This window comes from Chromobacterium alticapitis, from assembly GCF_002924365.1.
GTDB lineage: Bacteria > Pseudomonadota > Gammaproteobacteria > Burkholderiales > Chromobacteriaceae > Chromobacterium > Chromobacterium alticapitis.
On the sequence record NZ_PQWB01000024.1, the window covers coordinates 47302 to 64785 of the forward strand.

Annotated in this window: 19 protein-coding genes; 12 read left to right on the forward strand and 7 right to left on the reverse strand. The window is 64.6% G+C overall.

The genetic code is table 11. The annotated features are described in order from the left end of the window. On the forward strand, window positions 1-534 hold the full coding sequence (locus tag C2I19_RS06800; protein ID WP_103901958.1) for a FixH family protein: 534 nt from the start codon (window positions 1-3) through the stop codon (window positions 532-534). 78 nt (window positions 535-612) lie between these two features. Here the strand turns inward: C2I19_RS06800 and C2I19_RS06805 are convergent, their stop codons facing one another. Further along, window positions 613-942, reverse strand: a complete 330-nt coding sequence (locus C2I19_RS06805; protein ID WP_199181099.1) for an MFS transporter — start codon at window positions 940-942, stop codon at window positions 613-615. Window positions 943-1032: 90 nt separating this feature from the next. Between C2I19_RS06805 and C2I19_RS06810 the strand changes: the two genes are divergently transcribed. Further along, window positions 1033-2706 carry an SgrR family transcriptional regulator gene (locus C2I19_RS06810; RefSeq protein ID WP_103901959.1) on the forward strand — a complete coding sequence of 558 codons (1674 nt, stop codon included), beginning with the start codon at window positions 1033-1035 and terminating at the stop codon, window positions 2704-2706. A gap of 81 nt (window positions 2707-2787) precedes the next feature. Here the strand turns inward: C2I19_RS06810 and C2I19_RS06815 are convergent, their stop codons facing one another. Both C2I19_RS06815 and C2I19_RS06820 read right to left on the reverse strand, forming a co-directional pair. Continuing rightward, window positions 2788-3132, reverse strand: a complete 345-nt coding sequence (locus C2I19_RS06815; RefSeq protein ID WP_103901960.1) for a hypothetical protein — start codon at window positions 3130-3132, stop codon at window positions 2788-2790. Next, window positions 3129-3608, reverse strand: coding sequence for a YbaK/prolyl-tRNA synthetase associated domain-containing protein (locus C2I19_RS06820; protein ID WP_103901961.1), 480 nt, complete (start codon window positions 3606-3608; stop codon window positions 3129-3131). The genes C2I19_RS06815 and C2I19_RS06820 overlap by 4 nt, the downstream gene beginning before the upstream one ends. 140 nt (window positions 3609-3748) lie before the next feature. Here C2I19_RS06820 and C2I19_RS06825 point away from each other — a divergent pair, with 140 nt between their 5' ends. Next, complete coding sequence (locus C2I19_RS06825; protein WP_146056753.1) at window positions 3749-4324, forward strand: class I SAM-dependent methyltransferase; 576 nt, start codon at window positions 3749-3751, stop codon at window positions 4322-4324. A 135-nt stretch (window positions 4325-4459) separates the two neighbouring features. Continuing rightward, window positions 4460-5080, forward strand: coding sequence for a glutathione S-transferase family protein (locus C2I19_RS06830; protein WP_103901962.1), 621 nt, complete (start codon window positions 4460-4462; stop codon window positions 5078-5080). Window positions 5081-5135: 55 nt separating this feature from the next. Here C2I19_RS06830 and C2I19_RS06835 read toward each other — a convergent pair whose 3' ends face one another. Next, window positions 5136-6521, reverse strand: a complete 1386-nt coding sequence (locus C2I19_RS06835; protein WP_103901963.1) for a tryptophanase — start codon at window positions 6519-6521, stop codon at window positions 5136-5138. A gap of 585 nt (window positions 6522-7106) precedes the next feature. On the opposite strand from C2I19_RS06835, the gene C2I19_RS06840 reads away from it, so the two are divergent. From C2I19_RS06840 to C2I19_RS06860, 5 genes are all read left to right on the forward strand, one after another. Continuing rightward, on the forward strand, window positions 7107-8483 hold the full coding sequence (locus tag C2I19_RS06840; protein WP_103901964.1) for a peptide MFS transporter: 1377 nt from the start codon (window positions 7107-7109) through the stop codon (window positions 8481-8483). A 118-nt stretch (window positions 8484-8601) separates the two neighbouring features. After that, window positions 8602-10071, forward strand: a complete 1470-nt coding sequence (locus C2I19_RS06845; protein WP_103901965.1) for an ArnT family glycosyltransferase — start codon at window positions 8602-8604, stop codon at window positions 10069-10071. 14 nt (window positions 10072-10085) lie between these two features. Continuing rightward, window positions 10086-11093 (forward strand): glycosyltransferase family 2 protein, encoded by a 1008-nt coding sequence (locus C2I19_RS06850; protein WP_103901966.1) that lies wholly within the window; start codon window positions 10086-10088, stop codon window positions 11091-11093. Next, a complete protein-coding gene (locus tag C2I19_RS06855; protein WP_103901967.1) occupies window positions 11090-11479 on the forward strand; it encodes a GtrA family protein in 390 nt (129 codons plus the stop codon). Before C2I19_RS06850 ends, C2I19_RS06855 begins: the two co-directional genes overlap by 4 nt. A 55-nt stretch (window positions 11480-11534) precedes the next feature. Beyond that, complete coding sequence (locus C2I19_RS06860) at window positions 11535-12344, forward strand: ChbG/HpnK family deacetylase (RefSeq protein ID WP_103901968.1); 810 nt, start codon at window positions 11535-11537, stop codon at window positions 12342-12344. 7 nt (window positions 12345-12351) lie between these two features. Here C2I19_RS06860 and C2I19_RS06865 read toward each other — a convergent pair whose 3' ends face one another. Both C2I19_RS06865 and C2I19_RS06870 read right to left on the reverse strand, forming a co-directional pair. After that, window positions 12352-13026, reverse strand: a complete 675-nt coding sequence (locus C2I19_RS06865) for a TIGR01621 family pseudouridine synthase (protein ID WP_103901969.1) — start codon at window positions 13024-13026, stop codon at window positions 12352-12354. A gap of 72 nt (window positions 13027-13098) precedes the next feature. Further along, window positions 13099-13575 carry an acyl-CoA thioesterase gene (locus C2I19_RS06870; RefSeq protein ID WP_103901970.1) on the reverse strand — a complete coding sequence of 159 codons (477 nt, stop codon included), beginning with the start codon at window positions 13573-13575 and terminating at the stop codon, window positions 13099-13101. Window positions 13576-13669: 94 nt separating this feature from the next. Between C2I19_RS06870 and C2I19_RS06875 the strand changes: the two genes are divergently transcribed. Then, entirely contained in the window at window positions 13670-14389 is a 720-nt protein-coding gene (locus tag C2I19_RS06875) for a putative metalloprotease CJM1_0395 family protein (RefSeq protein ID WP_199181100.1), read from the forward strand. A gap of 1 nt (window position 14390) precedes the next feature. On the opposite strand, the gene C2I19_RS06880 is transcribed toward C2I19_RS06875, so the two are convergent. Next, window positions 14391-16463: a heavy metal translocating P-type ATPase gene (locus tag C2I19_RS06880; protein ID WP_233201125.1), complete on the reverse strand. Its 2073-nt coding sequence runs from the start codon at window positions 16461-16463 to the stop codon at window positions 14391-14393. A 111-nt stretch (window positions 16464-16574) separates the two neighbouring features. Here C2I19_RS06880 and C2I19_RS22435 point away from each other — a divergent pair, with 111 nt between their 5' ends. Both C2I19_RS22435 and C2I19_RS06885 read left to right on the forward strand, forming a co-directional pair. After that, the gene (locus C2I19_RS22435; protein WP_233201126.1) at window positions 16575-16778 is read left to right on the forward strand and encodes a hypothetical protein; all 204 of its coding nucleotides are present in this window, start codon (window positions 16575-16577) and stop codon (window positions 16776-16778) included. Window positions 16779-16937: 159 nt separating this feature from the next. Next, on the forward strand, window positions 16938-17444 hold the full coding sequence (locus C2I19_RS06885; protein WP_103901971.1) for a Cd(II)/Pb(II)-responsive transcriptional regulator: 507 nt from the start codon (window positions 16938-16940) through the stop codon (window positions 17442-17444). Window positions 17445-17484: the final 40 nt, after the last annotated feature.

Genomic DNA, 17484 nt, shown 5'->3' on the forward strand with positions numbered 1-17484 from the left:
ATGCAACACACCGCCCACCACACGCCTCGCCCCTGGTACAAGGAACCCTGGCCCTGGATCTTGTTCGGCATCCCGCTGGTTTCCATCATCGTCGGCATCTGCTACCTGAACGTCGCCATCCAATCCGACGATGGCCTGGTCACCGACGATTACTACAAGAAGGGCAAGGCCATCAATATGGAGCTGCGCCGCGACAAAGTGGCGGCGCAAATGGGCCTGTCCGGCCAACTGATGTTCGGCGCCGACGGCCGCAGCCTGCGCCTGATCACCAGCAGCAAGGCCAAGCTGCCGGACACGCTGTCGCTGCGCCTGGTCCACCCGGCGCAAGACGACTTCGACCAAAGCGCCGAAATGACCCTGGCCGGCGCCAATCTATACCAGGGCATACTGGCCAAGCCGCTGGTCACCGCCAACCACTGGTACGTGCAGCTGGAAGACCACGACAAGCAATGGCGCATCCTCGGCGAATGGAAAACCGCCGAGGGGCCGATGGTGAAGCTGGGCCAGCCCCATCTGGAACCGGCGTCTCACTAAAGCGCGTCGAGCTCAGTCGAGTTCAAATGACAACGGCCCGCATTGCGGGCCGTTGTCATTTCCTAAACCGCTCCCCAACTACGCCAACGCCCTCACCCGGCTAGACCAGGCGAGTCCGCCAGCGCCTGCCTGCCATGCCGCCATCGCCAGCAGCGAGCGCTGAGCCCAGCGCCGGCGGCACACCCGGTCCACCCACACGCCGATGAAAGCCGCCAGCAATAAGTTGGGCAGAAACTCCACCGCTCGCAGATTGCTCATCGCCGACAGCGAATGCGTCAGCTCATACAGAATCAAGGGCAAAGCCAGCTGGTAAATCTGGCCTCCCAACGCCAATAGCGCGGTCGAAGCGAACAGGCCGGAGAACACGGGTTGGCGCCAAAGTGAAACAGGAAGGGGGACGGCAGACATGCGCGCTCCATGACATTTGACAGAAGCAGCAGTATCCGGCACAAAAGCGGAGATAAAAAAGGATCAAATTCAGCCCAATCCTCCCCTTTTATGCGCCCTCTCCAGCACTACCAGCGCCTGCATCGCGCCTTTCCCGATCACGACGGCCCCATCCGCCTGGCCGATGTCGCCGAGGTGCTTTGCTGCGCGCCGCGCCACGCCCGAGAAATCCTGAAAAAAATGGAAACGCAAGGCTGGCTGCGCTGGCGTCCAGGCCTGGGCCGCGGCCACCCGTCCCATCTGCGGCTGCTGGCGCCGCCGGCGGAACTGCAGGCGGACGCGCTGCGCCGGCTGCTGGACAAAGGCGATATCGAGCAGGCAACCCGCTCGCTGTCGCCGGAATCGCGGCGGCAGCTGGCAGCCTTGCTGCCAGCCTATCTCGGCGCGCAGCCGTCCCAGCCGCAAACGCTGCGCCTGCCCTTTTACCGGCCGCTGCACAGTTTGGACCCGATCCAGATCAACCGTCGCACCGAATGCCACCTGATCCGCCAGATCTTCGACGGCCTCACCCGTTACGACCGCGCCAGGAAGAGCATTGCCCCCGCCCTGGCCCACCATTGGACCCATGACGGCGAGTGGCGCAACTGGCGCTTCCACCTGCGGCCCGGGGTATTCTTCCATCATGGCCGCGCGCTGGATGGCGAAGATGTCCGCCAAACCCTGCAACGGCTGCGCAACGAGCCCGGCCCGCACCAAGGCCTGCTGCCGCATCTTCAGTCCATCAGCCTGCCAGCGCCGCTGACAGTGGACATCGCGCTCAAGCTGCCCGACGCGCTGCTGCCGCGGCGGTTGGCCGACAGCGCCGCCTCCATCTTGCCGCGCGACGGCTGGCCGCAAACCAGCTTCGGACGCATGCCCATCGGCACCGGCCCGTTCCGGCTGGAAGTCAACAACGACTGCCGCGCCACGCTGCGCGCCTTTGACCGCCACTGGAAACAGCGGCCATTATTGGACGCGGTAGACATCTGGATAGTCAACGATCCGGAAATCAGGGCGCGGCTGGATGCGCGCGTCTGCCATCCCGCCGAAACCGTCGATAAGCCGTTTCAGCGTCAATTGGAAGCCGGCTGCAGCTATCTGGCGGCCAATCCAGCCAGCCTGAATCCGGAGCAAAGACAGGCGCTGGCCGACTGGCTGCATCCAGCCGTCTGGCAGACTAAGCTCGATGGCGATCCGGCGCTGGGCATGCTGCCGCAATGGAAACACCGGCCACCGCCCGCCCTGTTGCGACAACCGCGGCTGCCGGCGACGCTGCGGCTCGTCACCTACCAGTTGCAAACCCATATCGAACTGGCGAAAGCGACAGCACGCCGGCTGCGCGAAGCGGGCTGCCGCATCGAGCTGATTGTGCTGCCCTATCCGGACTTCGCCCGTTACGACTGGCTGGAGCGTGCCGATTTGCTGCTGACCGGAGAAGTGATGAGCGACGACGTGGACTTCAACGTCTGCCAATGGCTAAGCCAGGATGCAGGCTTTCACCGCTGGCTGGAAGCGGAGCCAAAGCGCAGGACGCGGCAGGCGGCAGAAACGCTGGCAAAGGAAGCGGATGCCGGGCAGCGCTGGCTGCGCTATGAGACCTTGGCCCGCTTGCTAGTGGAGGAGGCCAGCTTGATTCCGCTGCGCCATTACTGGCAGACGCTGGAATACTCGCCCCAGCTGCGCGGCGTGACCCTGGCGCAGTGCGGCTGGATGGATTTCGACCAGGTCTGGCTGGCGCCGCCATGAACGCCCCCGCGCGCGGCACAGGCCTAAGCCGCCAAGCGAATCGGACAGACCCCTCTCACATCGCGGCTTCCGCCCATGCCTTCAGATGGCCGACGCTGAGTGGTAGCGCAGCCAGTAGGCCTCGCGGCAGGCGTTGTCAAAACTCTTGCGCTCGGGTTCGATGCCGGGCGAGCTGCCCAGCTCCAGCACCTCATAGGTGATCCAGCATTCGGAGCAGGCCAGCTCGCTGGGGTAATCGTCCACCTCGATGGCGCGGCGGATGACTACGCCATTGTCGAAGCTGTAATCGCGCTGCCGCAGGCTCACTTCGCAGTCGGCCTCGCGCCAGCTTTCGCGCCGCTCCTCGCGGCCGATGATGCGCTCCGCCCCGGCACCGCCCATGATGGCGCGGGCGTAGGCGGCCAGCGCTTCGCTCGCATTGCTCATTCCAAGCTCTCCTTGCGGATATCGGCCAACAAGGGCTGCGCCAGGCGGCGGTAATCGTCCGCGTCCAGCACCATGGACGCATCCAGCCGGCCGGCGTTGAACGCGATTTCGCCGTAACGCGCCAGCAGCTGCGGGTCCACCACCAGCCGGATAGCAGGGTCAAAGCTGAATGGCGGGATGGAGCCGATCACGCAGCCAGTGGCGGCCTCGGCGTCTGCCGCATCCGCCAGCTTGACCTTGCGCGCGCCGACGGCGGCGGCCACCTTGGCGAAGTCCACCCGCTCGTCGCCCGGCAGCACCGCCAGCACAAACTGGCCCGGCGCGTCCGCCACCCGGCACAGCATGGCCTTGGCCCCCTGCCCCACCTCGGTGCCGCGTATCTCCGCCACCATGCGCGAATTGCCTTCGGCCGGATGTTCTATTACGCGGAAGCTAGCAGCGCCGTCCTCCAACATCTGCCGCAAACGTTCGAACATGAACTCTCCCTTTTGTGGCTACCAAGCATTTCCTGGTGATATGAGGCCAAAAATAGACCGAACAAGCCTAGCCATGCTTGTTTCTCCAATGAGGTCGCCGCTAGACTGCAACTCACTTCCTACTGGCGACGCCTACTATCATGCTCAAACTCAACCTCGGCTGCGGCCATGACCAACGTCCCGGCTTCGTCAATGTGGATTCCCAAGCCGCTTGCCAGCCGGATCAGGTAGTCGATCTGGAATGCTTTCCCTGGCCTTGGGCGGACAACTCGGTGGACGAGGTGGTGATGAGCCATGTGCTGGAGCACTTGGGCGCCAGCGCCGACATCTACCTAGGCATCATCAAGGAGCTGTACCGGGTGTGCGCGCCGGACGCGCGCGTAACCATCACCGTGCCGCATCCGCGCAGCGACAACTACCTGGCGGACCCCACCCATGTGCGGCCCATCACCGCCATGGGCTTGCAGCTGTTCAATCAGGAGCTGAACCGCCAGAGCATGGCGGAAGGCAGTTCCAGCACCCCGCTGGGCGTCTACCTGGGCGTGGACTGGGTGATGGAGTCGTCGGACGTGAAAATCCTGGAGCCGTGGGCCAGCCGCTTCAACAGCGGCCAGCTGGCGGAGGCCGACATCACGATGGCGGTGCAAAACTTCTACAACGTGATAGGCGATTGCAGCTTCGTCATGCGCGTGCGCAAGCCGGCCTTCTCCGGCTGAGTCCGGCCTCGGCCATGCCGAGCCGCTTGCCTGCCGCTGCCATGAAATGCATCACGCATATTCCGGCGATGGCGAGAGCGGGTCTTCAGCCATGCCCGCCGTTGCCGCAACCCCTCCACGGAAAGGCGCAAGGTCATGTCGAAAGAGCTGGTCTTCTATACCAACCCGCAGTCGCGGGGCAATATCGTGCACTGGATGCTGGAGGAAGTGGGCGCGCCCTACCGCCCGGTGCTGCTGGAATACGGCGCCGCCATGAAGTCGCCGGAATATCTGGCCATCAATCCCATGGGCAAGGTGCCGGCCATCCAACATGGCGAACAGGTCGTCACCGAGGGCGCGGCCATCTGCGCCTATCTGGCAGACGCTTTTCCGGAGGCGGGACTGGCCCCGGCGCTGGACGCCCGCGGCGATTACTACCGCTGGCTGTTCTTCGCCGCCAGTTGCGTGGAGCAGGCCTGGACCAACCAGACCGCCGGCCTCATCCCCACGCCAGAGCAGCAACGCATGTTCGGCTACGGCTCTTACGAGGCGACGATCAACACGCTGGCCAAGGCCGTGGCCGGCCGCCGCTATATCGCCGGCGACCGCTTCAGCGCGGCCGATGTGTATGTCGGACGCACCATAGGTTACGGCATAGAGTTTGGCAATATGCGCGACTGGCCGGAGCTGGTCGCTTACTGGGACGGCCTGAAAAACCGCCCGGCCCTGCTGCGCGCCGCCGAGCAGGCCGCCCAATGGCTGGCTCACAAAGCTTAAGCCCGCTCGGAGGCAGCAATCCCGGCAAGCCGGAGCCGCCTCCTCTTCTCCAGCCTTACACCGGACGCAGCCGCGCCATAAAGTGGCGCAGGATGGGCGGCTCGTAGTCAAACGTCAACCCTCGCACCTCGCTGGCGCGCCGTTTCACCGCGATCAGACAATCGGCGATGTAGTCCATGTGATCGTTGGTATAGACCCGGCGCGGAATGGTCAGCCGCATCAGTTCAAACGGCGACGGCTCTTGCTTGCCGCTTTGCGGATTGCGCCCCAAGAGCAGGGAGCCGATCTCCACCGCCCTCACCCCGCCTTCCAGATACAGCTCGCAAGCCAGCGCATGGGCCGGGAATTGCTCGGCCGGAATATGCGGCAGCAGCAGCTTGGCGTCGACGAACACCGCGTGGCCGCCGGTAGGCGTCTGGATGGGCACGCCGCCTTCGCGCAACCGCTCGCCCAGATACGCCACCTGACCGATGCGATAGCTCAGGAAAGCATCGTCCAGGCCTTCCTTCAGCCCTATCGCCAGCGCCTCCATATCGCGTCCGGCCAGGCCGCCGTAGGTAACGAAGCCCTCCATCGGCACGCAGCGCACCTGGGCCGCGCGGAACAGTTCCTCGTCGTCCTTGAAGCAGCATAGGCCGCCGATATTGACCAAACCGTCCTTCTTGGCCGACATGGTGAACATATCGCCGCAGTCGAACATCTCGCGCACGATGGCCGCGATGGACGCGCCGGCGTAGGCCGGATCGCGCTCGCGGATGAACCAGGCGTTTTCGGCGAAGCGGGCCGCGTCTATCACCACCGGGATGCCGCGCGCGCGCGCCAGCTCGCTGACGGCGCGGATATTGCCCATGGACACAGGCTGGCCGCCGGCGCTGTTGCAGGTGATGGTGATGATGACGGCGGCGACGTTGTCTCCCTCCGCCGCCACGATCTCGCCTAGCCGCGGCAAGTCGAAATCGCCCTTCCAGTCATAAGCGGTGCCGGTGTCCAGCGCCTGCGGTGTCAACACGTTGACCGCGCGCGCGCCGGCCAGCTCCACGTGGGCCTTGGTGGTGTCGAAGTGATAGTTGGACAGGAATACCGGCCGCTCGCCGCGGCAGCGCTTGACCAGCTCCGGGAACAAAATCTGCTCCGCGCCGCGGCCCTGGTGGGTGGGGATGGTGTGGGCGTAGCCGAACAGTTCGCGCACGGTGTCGGCCAGATGCAGGAAATTGCGGCTGCCTGCATAGGCCTCGTCACCCATCATCAGCCCAGCCCATTGGCGGTCGGACATCGCGCCAGTGCCGCTATCGGTCAGCAAGTCTATATATACGTCTTCCGCCTTGAGCAGGAAGGGGTTCCAGCCGGCCACCTCCAGCGCCTCGCGGCGGTCTTCGGACGTGGTTTGGCGGATGGGCTCCACCATCTTGATCCGGAACGGTTCGGGAATGCGTCGTGCCATGATGCGTCTCCTCGCGACTCAGCCAAGTGCGTCCGGCGCGCGCACGCGCGCAGACCCGGCATGGCTTGCCGTCTTGCGGTTTCAACTTTGTAAATGGAAAAGAAAACGAGAGGGGAGCGTCAGGCGCGCGGGAAGTCGAACGTCAGGATGATGTCCAGCGTATACCAGTTGGGGCGCGGGCCCTCGAAAAGGGGCTGCGCCAGGCAAGTCATGATCTTCATCGTCATACCTTGAGCAGTGGGACAAGGGCGAATGCCCATCAGGACCCTATGCGCATTTTAGGTAAATGACAATCACAAACCGTTTACCTTGTGAACATTTCGCAACGCCAATTGCATACAATCTTCAATGAACCAAATGAATAAAACTCATAAGAAAACGATTAAATGCTCAATAAAAAACATCACAAACTGGAAGTTATTGCTCTAATTATTACATTGTTATGACATTTTTCTTGAAAAAATTTTCACATCTCAACATTTAATCGATATGATCGAGAACTGCCTACAAAATCCAGGCAATCATAAAAAATCAAAAACATCGCTCGTTGCTGGTGATGTCTCAAGTCACTCGAAGGAAACCCTTATGTCTACACAATCGCATCCCAGGGGGCTGTACCTGCTCTTTGTGACGGAGATGTGGGAGCGCTTCAGCTACTACGGCATGCGCGCCATCTTCACGCTGTACATGATCAAGGCCCTGCTTTTCGACAAGGCTCACGCTTCCGACATCTACGGCACCTATACCGGCCTGGTCTATCTGACCCCGCTGATCGGCGGCTATATCGCCGACCGCTACTGGGGCAACCGCCGCTCCATCATCTCCGGCGGCATCCTGATGGCCATCGGCCAGTTCATGCTGTTCTTCTCCGGCTCGCTGCACGAAACCAATGTGATGGCCGCCTCCTGGCTGCTGTACGGCGGCCTGGGCATGCTGATCGCCGGCAACGGCCTGTTCAAGCCGAACATTTCGTCCATGGTGGGTCAGTTGTACGTCCCGGGCGACAAGCGCGTGGACTCCGCCTTCACCATCTTCTACATGGGCATCAACGCCGGCTCGCTGTTCGCGCCGCTGGTGTGCGGCACCCTGGGCGACACCGGCAACCCGTCCGACTTCAAATGGGGCTTCATGGCAGCCGGCTGCGGCATGCTGCTGTCGCTGGTCATTTTCAGCCTGTTCAAGAACAAGTACCTGGTCACGCCGGAAGGCAAGCCTATTGGCCTGGCTCCGAAACGCCACCATGACAGCGGCGAAAAAATGGTGCACGAGCCGCTGACCAGCATCGAGAAGCAACGTTTGGCCGTCATCCTGATCGTGTCCGCCTTCGTCATCTTCTTCTGGTCCGCTTTCGAGCAGGCCGGCGCCTCGCTGACCTTCTTCGCCGAAGAACAGACCAACCGCAATCTGATGGGTTACGTGATCCCGGCCTCGTTCTTCCAGTCGATCAACCCGATCTCGGTGGTGCTGTTCGCGCCGATCTTCGCCTGGATCTGGACCAAGCTGGGCAACAAGGGCATGGAGCCGTCGTCGCCGGCCAAGATGGCGCTGGGCCTGTTCTTCCTGGCCATCGGCTATCTGGTGATCGCCTTCGGCGTGGATGGCCTGCAGCCAGGCGTCAAGGTCAGCATGCTGTGGCTGGTCAGCCTGTACATGCTGCACACTTTCGGCGAACTGAGCCTGTCGCCGATCGGCCTGTCGCTGGTGGTGAAACTGTCGCCGGCCCGCTTCACCAGCTTGATGATGGGTATCTGGTTCCTGTCCAACTCGGCCGCCAACAAGTTCGCCGGCGTGTTGTCCGAGCTGTACCCGGACCCGGCCAAACCGGTTCCGCACTTCCTGGGCTACGCTGTCACCAATCTGCACGACTTCTTCATGCTGTTCGTGTTCATGGCCGGCGCCAGCTCGCTGATCCTGTTCGCGCTGTCCAGCGTGCTGAAGAAAATGATGCACGGCCGCCAGTAAGCCACCGCGCCATCGTCAACGCCACTCCGCCGGAGTGGCGTTTTCGTTTGCGCGCCGAATAACACGCCGGACGCTGTCTGTGATAGCCTTCGCCGATCCGATTTCCGTTTGACTCCGAATGAAAACCGCTGCGATTCCCGCCTGGCGCAAGACCGCCGGCTTTGCGCTGCTGGCCTTGCTATTGATCCGCGCGCTGGCGCTATGGGCCATTCCGCTCACCGATACCACCGAGGCGCGCTACGCCGAAATCGCCCGCAAGATGCTGGAAACCGGCAACTGGGTGACGCCGCTGCACGACTACGGCGTGCCGTTCTGGGCCAAGCCGCCGCTGTCCACCTGGCTGTCCGCCGCCAGCATGGGCCTGTTCGGCGTCAATGAGCTGGCCGCGCGCCTGCCCGCCCTGCTGCTGGCACTGGGCGCGCTGTGGCTGACGGCCAACTTGATGCGCCGCCGCGCCGGCAATGACGCCGCCATGGCCGCCGCGCTGATGCTGGCCGGCGGCCTGCTGTTCTACGGCGCCGCCGGCACCGTAATGACAGACCCCGCGCTGATGTTCTGCGTCACGCTGAGCCAGGTGGCTTTCTGGCACGCCATGAGCGGCGGCAGCCGAGCCTGGCGCTACGCCTTCTTCGTCGGTTTGGGGCTGGGCCTGCTGGCCAAGGGACCGCTGGACGTGGTGCTGGTAGGCATGCCCATCTTCTTTTGGGTGCTGATCCGCAACGAGTGGAAGCGGCTGTGGACTGAGTTGCCCTGGATCAGCGGCACCCTGCTCGCCGCCGCCATCGCCCTGCCCTGGTATATCTGGGCGGAAATCCGCACGCCGGGCTTCCTCAACTACTTCATCATGGGCGAGCATGTCAGCCGCTTCCTCGATTCCGGCTGGAAGGGCGACAAGTACGGCTTCGCCCACGCCACGCCGCGCGGCATGATCTGGCCCTACGCGCTGGGCGCGCTATTCCCGTGGTCCATCGCCATGCTGGCCTGGCTCGCCTGCCGCGCGCGCCGGCTGCCCGCCATCTTCCGCAACGGCGAACAAGATGGCTGGCTGCTCTATCTCGCGCTGTGGACCGTGATGACGCTGCTGTTCTTCACGATGTCCGGCAACATCATCTTCCCGTATTCGCTGCCCATGCTGCCCGGCGCCGCGCTGCTGATGGCCGAGCTGTGGCGGCGCGACCAAACCGCCCGCTCCGGCCGCGCCCTGCCCTGGCTGGCCCTGCTCTCCGGCCTCCTGGTGCTGGCCGCCATCGGCCTGGAGCGCTACGACGGCGCCAAATACTTCCGCACCCAAAAGCCGGTGATAGAAGCCTGGCGCGCGCAGCAGCCATCTCCTAACGCCATGCTGTTCTACTGGGACAGCCGCCGCGAGTTCTCGGCCGAGTTCTACAGCCAGGGCAAGGTGCGCACCACGGCGGATCCGCAAGCGCTGGCCGTGCTGCTAGCCTCGCATCCGGGCAGCTGGATCGCCACCGAGCAACGCGACCTCTCCCGCCTGCCTCCGGCCATCGCCGGCGGCTACGCTCGCGCCGCGGAATTCCCCGTCATGAAGGACCGCATGCTCTTGCTGCGCCCCATCGCCGGCCATTGATTCAGGATTGCGCCATGACCGACACCCGCAACTTCATTCCGCCCTATCTGCTGGCGCTGCGCGCGTCCGAACGCCCGGCCGAGCCGCTGGTCAGTTGTCTGATTCCGGCTTACAACGAATCGGCCAATATCGTGCCCATGCTGGAGACGCTGCACCGCCTGCTGACCGAACGCGGCTACCGCCACGAACTGGTGGTGGTGGACGACGGCAGCCGCGACGACACCGTGCCCAAGGTGCTGGAGGCTTGCCAACGCCTGCCGGTGACGCTGATCCAGCTGTCGCGCAATTTCGGCAAAGAGATCGCGCTGACGGCCGGCATAGACCACATCCACTGCGACGTCGCGGTGCTGATAGACGGCGACTTCCAGCATCCGCCGGAAATGGTGCCGGTCTTCCTGGACAAATGGCGCGAAGGCTATGACATGGTGTACAGCGTGCGCGCCAACCGCGACGGCGAAACGCTGGCCAAAAAGCTGTTCACCCGCGCTTTCTACGCGCTGATCAACAGCGGCGCGCCGCTGAAAATCCCGGAAAACACCCAGGACTTCCGCGTGCTGGACCGCTGCATCCTGGACGCGCTGCGCAGCATGCCGGAACGCAACCGCTTCATGAAGGGCCTGTACAACTGGGTGGGCTTCACCCAGCTGCCCATGGAAACGCAGACGCAGGAGCGCCGCGCCGGTGAAAGCAGCTTCAACTTCCGCGGCCTGTTCAATTTGGGCCTGACCGGCCTGACCGCGTTCTCCAATATGCCGCTGCGCATCTGGACGCTGATAGGCTGCGCGATCTCGATGCTGTCCATAGGCTATGCGCTGTGGGAGCTGCTGCACACGCTGTTGTTCGGCAACCCGGTCAGCGGCTGGCCGACGCTGGCCGTGGCCGTCACCTTCCTGGGCGGGGTGCAGCTTTTGTCCATAGGCATTCTGGGCGAATACGTCGGCCGCATCTTCAATGAGGTGAAGGGCCGTCCCACCTATCTGGTCAGCCGCATCCACGGCCGGCGGGAGGACGACCCGGCATGAAGCGGCAATTATTCTGGTTCGGCGTGGTAGGCGTCTCGGCCATGCTGCTGCATTTCGCGCTGGTGACCCTGGTCTTGGTGCCGCTGGGCGCGCCGCCGCTCGCCGCCAATGTGCTGGGCTTTCTCGGCGCGTTTCAGCTCAGCTACTGGGGACACCGCCGTTTCACCTTCGAGGCGCGCCATGTGCCGCATCGCCAGGCCTTGCCGCGCTTCTTCGGCGTGGCCTGCCTGAGCTTCTGCGTCAACGAGGCCATGTATTTCGCCCTGCTGCGCTTCACTGCGCTCGATTACCGCGTCTCGCTGGCCATAGTCCTGTTCGCGGTGGCGGCGCTGACCTTCCTGTTGGGCAAGCTGTGGGCCTTCGCCTCCTTGCCACAAACAAATTAACGTCCCATCAAGCGTGCTTTGTAAACTTTTGCGACGGCCTCCAGTCATACCGTCCATGACGAAACAATTGACTCTCTGCGCCGATGACTTCGCCCAGTCCGGCAGCATCAGCGCCGGCATCCTGCAATTGATCGATGCCGGCCGCCTGTCCGCCACCAGCGTGCTCAGCCAGTCGCCGCACTGGCCTGAACTGGCCGGCGAGATTCGGGCGCGGGCGGAGCGGGTCGACGTCGGCCTGCATTTCAATCTCACGCATCCCTTCAGCCAGCCGGCCAAGCCGCTGTCGCACTGGCTGATGAAGAGCCAGCTGCGCCAGCTGTCGCAGGCCGCGCTGCGCGACGAGGCGCTGAGCCAGGTAGACCGTTTCGCCGAGCATTTCGGCCGCCTGCCGGATTTCGTCGACGGCCACCAGCACGTGCACGCGCTGCCGGTGATCCGCGACGCGCTGTTCGACGCCATCCAGCGCCGCTGGCCGGAAGGCCGCCTGCCCTATCTGCGCTCGCCGGACAAGCTGGGCCATCCCGGCGACAACCGGCTCAAGGCGCTGATTCTGCGCAGCGTGTGCACCCATTTCGACGAGCAGGCGCAGGAGCGCGGCTTCGCCACTTCGCCGTGGTTCGGCGGCATGTACTCTCTGACGCCGCAGGCCGATTTCGCCGGTCTGATGCAGTCCTGGCTGGCCCGCATGCCGCAACAGGCGCTGATCATGTGCCACCCAGGCCTGCCGGCCCAGGATGCGGACGACCCCATCGCCGCCTGCCGCGGCCGCGAGCTGGAATACTTGGCCAGTTCGGCCTTTGGCGAACTGTGCCAAAAGCTGCGAATCCGTCTTGCCCGCTTCCAGCCGGAAGCCGTCGCCGCCTAAGCCGCGCTCAGCCGCCCGGCCAGGGTTGCGCCCACGGCTCGCCCAGTTCGTCCAGCAGGGCGCGGCAGGCGCAATCGGCGTAGCGCTCTCCCTGGCTAGGCGGCTGAATAAAGGCGAAGCGCTCGCCATCCAGCGCAAAGCGCAAGGCATAGGCGTGCAGATAGCCCCGATCCGCCATCGTGCCGCCGTACAGTTCGTCGCCCAGAATCGGCGCGCCCAATGACTTCATCGCCACGCGTAGCTGGTGCGTCTTGCCGGTGCGCGGGCGCAGCAGGAACAGCCGCTCGCCCGGCCGCGTCGAATAGCTGAAAAACTGCGTCACCGCCGGATTGTCCTGGCTCTGCGCCAGCCGCCACGCGCCGCCGCGCCCCTTCGCCATATCGCCGCTGATCCGGCCCTGCTTCTTGGCCGGCTTGCGGTCGGACAAGGCCAGGTAATACTTCTCCACTTCCCGCTCCGCCAAAGCCTCGCCCAGCGCGCGCGCCGTCTCGGCCGAACGTGCCACCAAAATCAAGCCGGACGTGATGCGGTCCAGCCTATGCACTGGCCACAGCGCCTCGTCGCCCAGGCCGGCGCGCAAAGCCTCCATCAGCCCCGGCTCGTCGCCGTCGCGATGGAAGCTGACGCCGGGATGCTTGTCCAGCAGATAGAAGCGGGGATCGGAGTGGATCAGGGTGTACATGGGAGGCGCGCCGGTGAGCAAACGGCGGATTGTAGAGCAGGCGCCGCCATCGCGACAGCGCCTTGGGGACGATTAGGCGCCTTCCTTGCGCTGCTGCATCTCGATGCGCAGCTGCTTGCGCATTTCCGCGGCGCGGAAGCGTTGGCGCTGTTCTTCGGTTTCCAGCACCAGGGTAGGCACCGTCACCGGCTTGCCATCCTGGTAGGCCACCATGGTGAAATAGCAGCTGTTGGTGTGGCGTTGGCTGCGGCTCTGGATGTTCTCCGCCACCACCTTGATGCCCACCTCCATCGACGTGCGGCCCGCATGGTTGACGCTGGCCAGAAAAGTCACCAGCTCGCCCACATGTATGGGCTGCTTGAACAGCACCTGATCCACCGACAGCGTCACCACGTAGCAGCCGGCGTAGCGGCTGGCGCAAGCGTAGGCGACTTGATCCAGCAGCTTCAGCAGCACGCCGCCATGGACGTTGCCGGAAAAATTGGCCATGTCGGGCGTCATCAGCACCGACATCGTCAGTTCGCGCTGACCCTGGCTCTGCTCGCTCATCGTTATCTCCATCGTTTCAACTCCGACATTCTGCCACGACGATTGGAATGGACAACAGCCACTTCTATAATGGAATGCTAGAGGCCGAATTCATATGTCCATTTCCAGCATCTCCGGCGGCTACGGTGCCTACGCCCCGCCCATGCACGGAGCCAACTGCCAATGCCCCGCCTGCCAGCAATTGCGGGCGGACGCCGCGGGCGTGCCCGCGGCGGCGGGAACGGCTGTCCAGCAGGCTGGCGCGGCGGCGGCTACCGGCGACGCGTCTTCGAACCGCTCCGGCTCCGGCGATGCGGATTCCCACAGCGGCGGCGCCTCCGCATCGAATAGCCAGAGCGTCAATCCCGCCACGCCCAAATCTCCCGATGGCAAGCCGCTGAACGAGGCGCAGCAGAAGGAAGTGAGCGAACTCAAATCGCGCGACACCGATGTGCGCCGCCACGAGGCCGCGCACCAGGCCGCAGGCGGCTCGCTGGCCGGCGCCGCCAGCTTCACTTTTGAGCAGGGACCGGACGGCAAACAGTACGCGATAGGGGGCGAGGTGCCCATCCAGGTCAGCCGCGGCGGCACGCCCGAGGAAACCATACGCAACGCGCAAACGGTGCGCGCCGCCGCCTTGGCGCCGTCCGACCCGTCCGGGCAGGACCGCGCGGTGGCGGCCGAGGCCTCTCAGATTGAGCAGCAGGCCCGCGTGGAGCTGCTGCAAAAGCAAAGCGGCAAGGCGCCGCTCTCGCCGCTGGAAAAGGCCCAGCAAGCAAATGCCCCGGCAGGCAGCCAAGCCAAGCCGGGGCAATACGTCGATACCTACGCCTAAATCAAGCTTTCACCGAGCGCGCCAGCCGCAGGCCGTTGGCAATCACGATCAGGCTGCTGCCCACATCGGCGAACACCGCCATCCACAGGCTGGCCACGCCCATCAATGCCAGGGCGAAGAACACCAGCTTGATGGCAAGCGCGACAGCGATATTGGTCTTCAGCACGCGGGCGGTGCGCCGAGCGTGGGCCAGCAGGTCCGCCAGCCGGGACAGCTTGTCATCCATCAGCGCCGCGCCGGCGGTTTCCAGCGCGCTGTCCGAACCCGCCGCGCCCATGGCGATGCCCAGGTCCGCCTGGGCCAGGGCCGGCGCGTCGTTGATGCCGTCGCCCACCATGGCCACCTTGCCGCCTTGCTGCAGCTGCTCGATATGGCGCAGCTTGTCCTGCGGCAGCAAACCGCCATGCGCCGCGCCGACACCGGTCAGCCTGCCCACCGCCGCCGCCACCTGCGGGCTGTCGCCGCTGAGCATCACGGTGCGCACACCCAACTGTTTGAGGCGGGCAATGGTCGCCGCCGCGTCCGGGCGCACCTGGTCCGCCACCGCCAGCACCGCCAAAGCCTGCTTGCCGTCCAGCAAAACCAGCGCACCCTCGCCCGCCACGTCCAGCGCCTGCAGCGTCTGCTCCAGCAGCGGCGTCAGCGCGCCTTGCTCATCGGCCAGCCGGCGGCTGCCCAGCTGCAAATGACGGCCGTCCACCCAGCCGCTGACGCCGCGGCCAACCAGCTCGCTCACCTGGTCCGCGGCCGGCGGCGCGATGCCGCGTTGCGCCGCCTCGTCCAACACCGCCTTGGCCAAGGGGTGGGTGGAATGGCTGTCCAGCGCGGCGGCGCAGGCCAGCGCGGTGTTCTCGTCCTTCTCAGACAGGGAGATCACTCGAGTCACGCGCGGCTCGCCTTGCGTCAGCGTGCCGGTCTTGTCGAAACAGACCGTATCGATGCGGGCGGCCATTTCCAGCGGCGCGCCGCCTTTCACCAGCAAGCCATGTCGCGCGGCTGAGGCCAGGGCGCTGACCACCGTCACCGGCGTGGCGATCACCAACGCGCAAGGGCAGGCGATCACCAGCATCACCAGCGCGCTGTAGATAGCCTGATGCCAGGGCAGCAAGCCCGTCAGCGGCGCGATGACGGCGAACAGGGCCGCCAACGCCAGCACCACCGGCGTGTAAACGGCGGCGAAGCGGTCGATGAAACGTTGCGTCGGCGCCTTGGCCGCCTGCGCGTCGCGTACGGTAGCGATGATGCGGGCCAGCACCGAGCCGGACGCCGCCGCCGTGGTTTCGATTTCCACCACGCCGCTGCCGTTGATGCTGCCGGCGAAGACCGACTCCTGCGGGCCCTTGTCCCTGGGCAGGCTCTCTCCGGTGATAGGCGCCTCATTAAAGCTGCTGTGCCCCGAGACGATGCGGCCATCCAGCGGCACGCGCTCGCCCGGCCGCACTCGCACGCGACTGCCCACGCCCACCTCCGCGGCCGGCGACTCGCGCCAGCCCTGGCCATCCGCCACCCAGGCCGTCTCCGGCGCCAGCGCCATCAGCGCGCGCACCGCCTCGCCAGCGCGGGATAAGGACATGGCCTCCAGCCGCTCGGCGATGGCGAACAGGAACAGCACCATGGCCGCCTCCGGCCATTGGCCGATCAGCATGGCGCCTATCACCGCCACCGACATCAGGAAATGGATATTCAGCGTGCGGCTGGACAAGGCGATCCAGCCCTTTTTCAGCGTGGGGACGCCGCCCAGCAAAATGGAAGCCAGCGCCAGCCCAGCCACGGCGTACTGGCCGTCGCCCAGGCTCCAGGCCGCCGCTTCCGCCGCCGCGGCCGTCAAACCGGAAGCCGCCAGCAGCCAATTGCCTTTGTGGGTGGAAACCACCGGCGCGGCGGCCTGCTCGCCGCCGCCCAACTCCACCGCCTGCATGCCCACCTTGGAGATGGCGCGCTTGACCTCGTCCAGATGCGGCAGATCATGCTGCAGCAGCAGCACGCGTTCGATGAAATTGAATTCCAGCGCCACCACGCCGCTCATGCCGCCCAAAGCCTTTTCAATCAGCCTGGCCTCGGTTGGGCAGTCCATGGCCTGGATTTGCAGACGCGAGCGCTTGGCGCCCTGCCCCTGGCCCAAGCGCACCCGGGCCGGCGCGGCGTCGTCGCGGTCATGCGAGCAGCCCGCGCCATGCTTGTGCCCATGATGATGGTCGTGGTCATGCGCATGATCATCGCCGTGATCGTGGGAAGGTGCCGCGCCATGTTGGCGAACCTGCGCAGGCTGATCGTCATGGCCATGCGCGTGCCCATGGCCGCAGCCTCCGCCGTGTTGTTGATCTTGTTTGCCGTGATCATGGCCATGCGTTTTCGGCTCCAAAGCCAACGCGGCTTCGGCCTTGCCTGAACAGCAGTCGCCGCCGTGGCCGTGAGTCCGATGCTGATGCGGGGTGGCCGCCTTGCGATAACGCGTCGCGCTTGACATATGCGCCTCCATTGATAAGCTGAGCCCATTACAAACCTTGTAGTCACTACAGGGTCAAGCACAGATTGAACGGGAGGCGTCATGCTGATCGGAGAACTGGCGCGGCAAACCGGCTGCGACGCGGAAACCATACGCTATTACGAGCGCGAGGGGCTGTTATCGGCCCCGCAGCGCTCATCTTCCGGCTACCGCCGCTACAACGCGGAACAATTGGGCGAGCTGAACTTCATCCTGCACTGCCGCTCGCTGGGCATGTCGTTGGCCGACATCCGTAATCTGGCGGCCTTCAAGGCCGATCATCGGCACGATTGCGAAGACATCAATCTGCTGATCGATCAGCAGATAGGCAAGGTTCATCGACAGATTGAGTCTTTACGGCTGCTGGAGCAGCAACTCTTGGCTTTGCGCGACAAATGCCACGATACGCACTCCGCAGCCGACTGCGGCATCCTGCAGACGCTGGTGGAGGCGGCCGAAGGCGAACCCTGCGTCTGCCATACGCCCTTCGGCCAGGACAACCACGGCCATAGCCACGATCACGACCACGCGGCCAAAAAAAATGGCCGGACCCAAAAGGGCCGGCCGTAATCAACGCTCGTTTTGGGGAAGAGGAGAAACCCACTGATCG

Bases quoted from the DNA above. Each gene is read 5' to 3' on its own strand.
- C2I19_RS06800 (WP_103901958.1), top strand. From the start codon at position 1: ATGCAACACACCGCCCACCACACGCCTCGCCCCTGGTACAAGGAACCC.
- C2I19_RS06805 (WP_199181099.1), bottom strand. From the start codon at position 942: ATGTCTGCCGTCCCCCTTCCTGTTTCACTTTGGCGCCAACCCGTGTTC.
- C2I19_RS06810 (WP_103901959.1), top strand. From the start codon at position 1,033: ATGCGCCCTCTCCAGCACTACCAGCGCCTGCATCGCGCCTTTCCCGAT.
- C2I19_RS06815 (WP_103901960.1), bottom strand. From the start codon at position 3,132: ATGAGCAATGCGAGCGAAGCGCTGGCCGCCTACGCCCGCGCCATCATG.
- C2I19_RS06820 (WP_103901961.1), bottom strand. From the start codon at position 3,608: ATGTTCGAACGTTTGCGGCAGATGTTGGAGGACGGCGCTGCTAGCTTC.
- C2I19_RS06825 (WP_146056753.1), top strand. From the start codon at position 3,749: ATGCTCAAACTCAACCTCGGCTGCGGCCATGACCAACGTCCCGGCTTC.
- C2I19_RS06830 (WP_103901962.1), top strand. From the start codon at position 4,460: ATGTCGAAAGAGCTGGTCTTCTATACCAACCCGCAGTCGCGGGGCAAT.
- C2I19_RS06835 (WP_103901963.1), bottom strand. From the start codon at position 6,521: ATGGCACGACGCATTCCCGAACCGTTCCGGATCAAGATGGTGGAGCCC.
- C2I19_RS06840 (WP_103901964.1), top strand. From the start codon at position 7,107: ATGTCTACACAATCGCATCCCAGGGGGCTGTACCTGCTCTTTGTGACG.
- C2I19_RS06845 (WP_103901965.1), top strand. From the start codon at position 8,602: ATGAAAACCGCTGCGATTCCCGCCTGGCGCAAGACCGCCGGCTTTGCG.
- C2I19_RS06850 (WP_103901966.1), top strand. From the start codon at position 10,086: ATGACCGACACCCGCAACTTCATTCCGCCCTATCTGCTGGCGCTGCGC.
- C2I19_RS06855 (WP_103901967.1), top strand. From the start codon at position 11,090: ATGAAGCGGCAATTATTCTGGTTCGGCGTGGTAGGCGTCTCGGCCATG.
- C2I19_RS06860 (WP_103901968.1), top strand. From the start codon at position 11,535: ATGACGAAACAATTGACTCTCTGCGCCGATGACTTCGCCCAGTCCGGC.
- C2I19_RS06865 (WP_103901969.1), bottom strand. From the start codon at position 13,026: ATGTACACCCTGATCCACTCCGATCCCCGCTTCTATCTGCTGGACAAG.
- C2I19_RS06870 (WP_103901970.1), bottom strand. From the start codon at position 13,575: ATGAGCGAGCAGAGCCAGGGTCAGCGCGAACTGACGATGTCGGTGCTG.
- C2I19_RS06875 (WP_199181100.1), top strand. From the start codon at position 13,670: ATGTCCATTTCCAGCATCTCCGGCGGCTACGGTGCCTACGCCCCGCCC.
- C2I19_RS06880 (WP_233201125.1), bottom strand. From the start codon at position 16,463: ATGGACTGCCCAACCGAGGCCAGGCTGATTGAAAAGGCTTTGGGCGGC.
- C2I19_RS22435 (WP_233201126.1), top strand. From the start codon at position 16,575: ATGATGATGGTCGTGGTCATGCGCATGATCATCGCCGTGATCGTGGGA.
- C2I19_RS06885 (WP_103901971.1), top strand. From the start codon at position 16,938: ATGCTGATCGGAGAACTGGCGCGGCAAACCGGCTGCGACGCGGAAACC.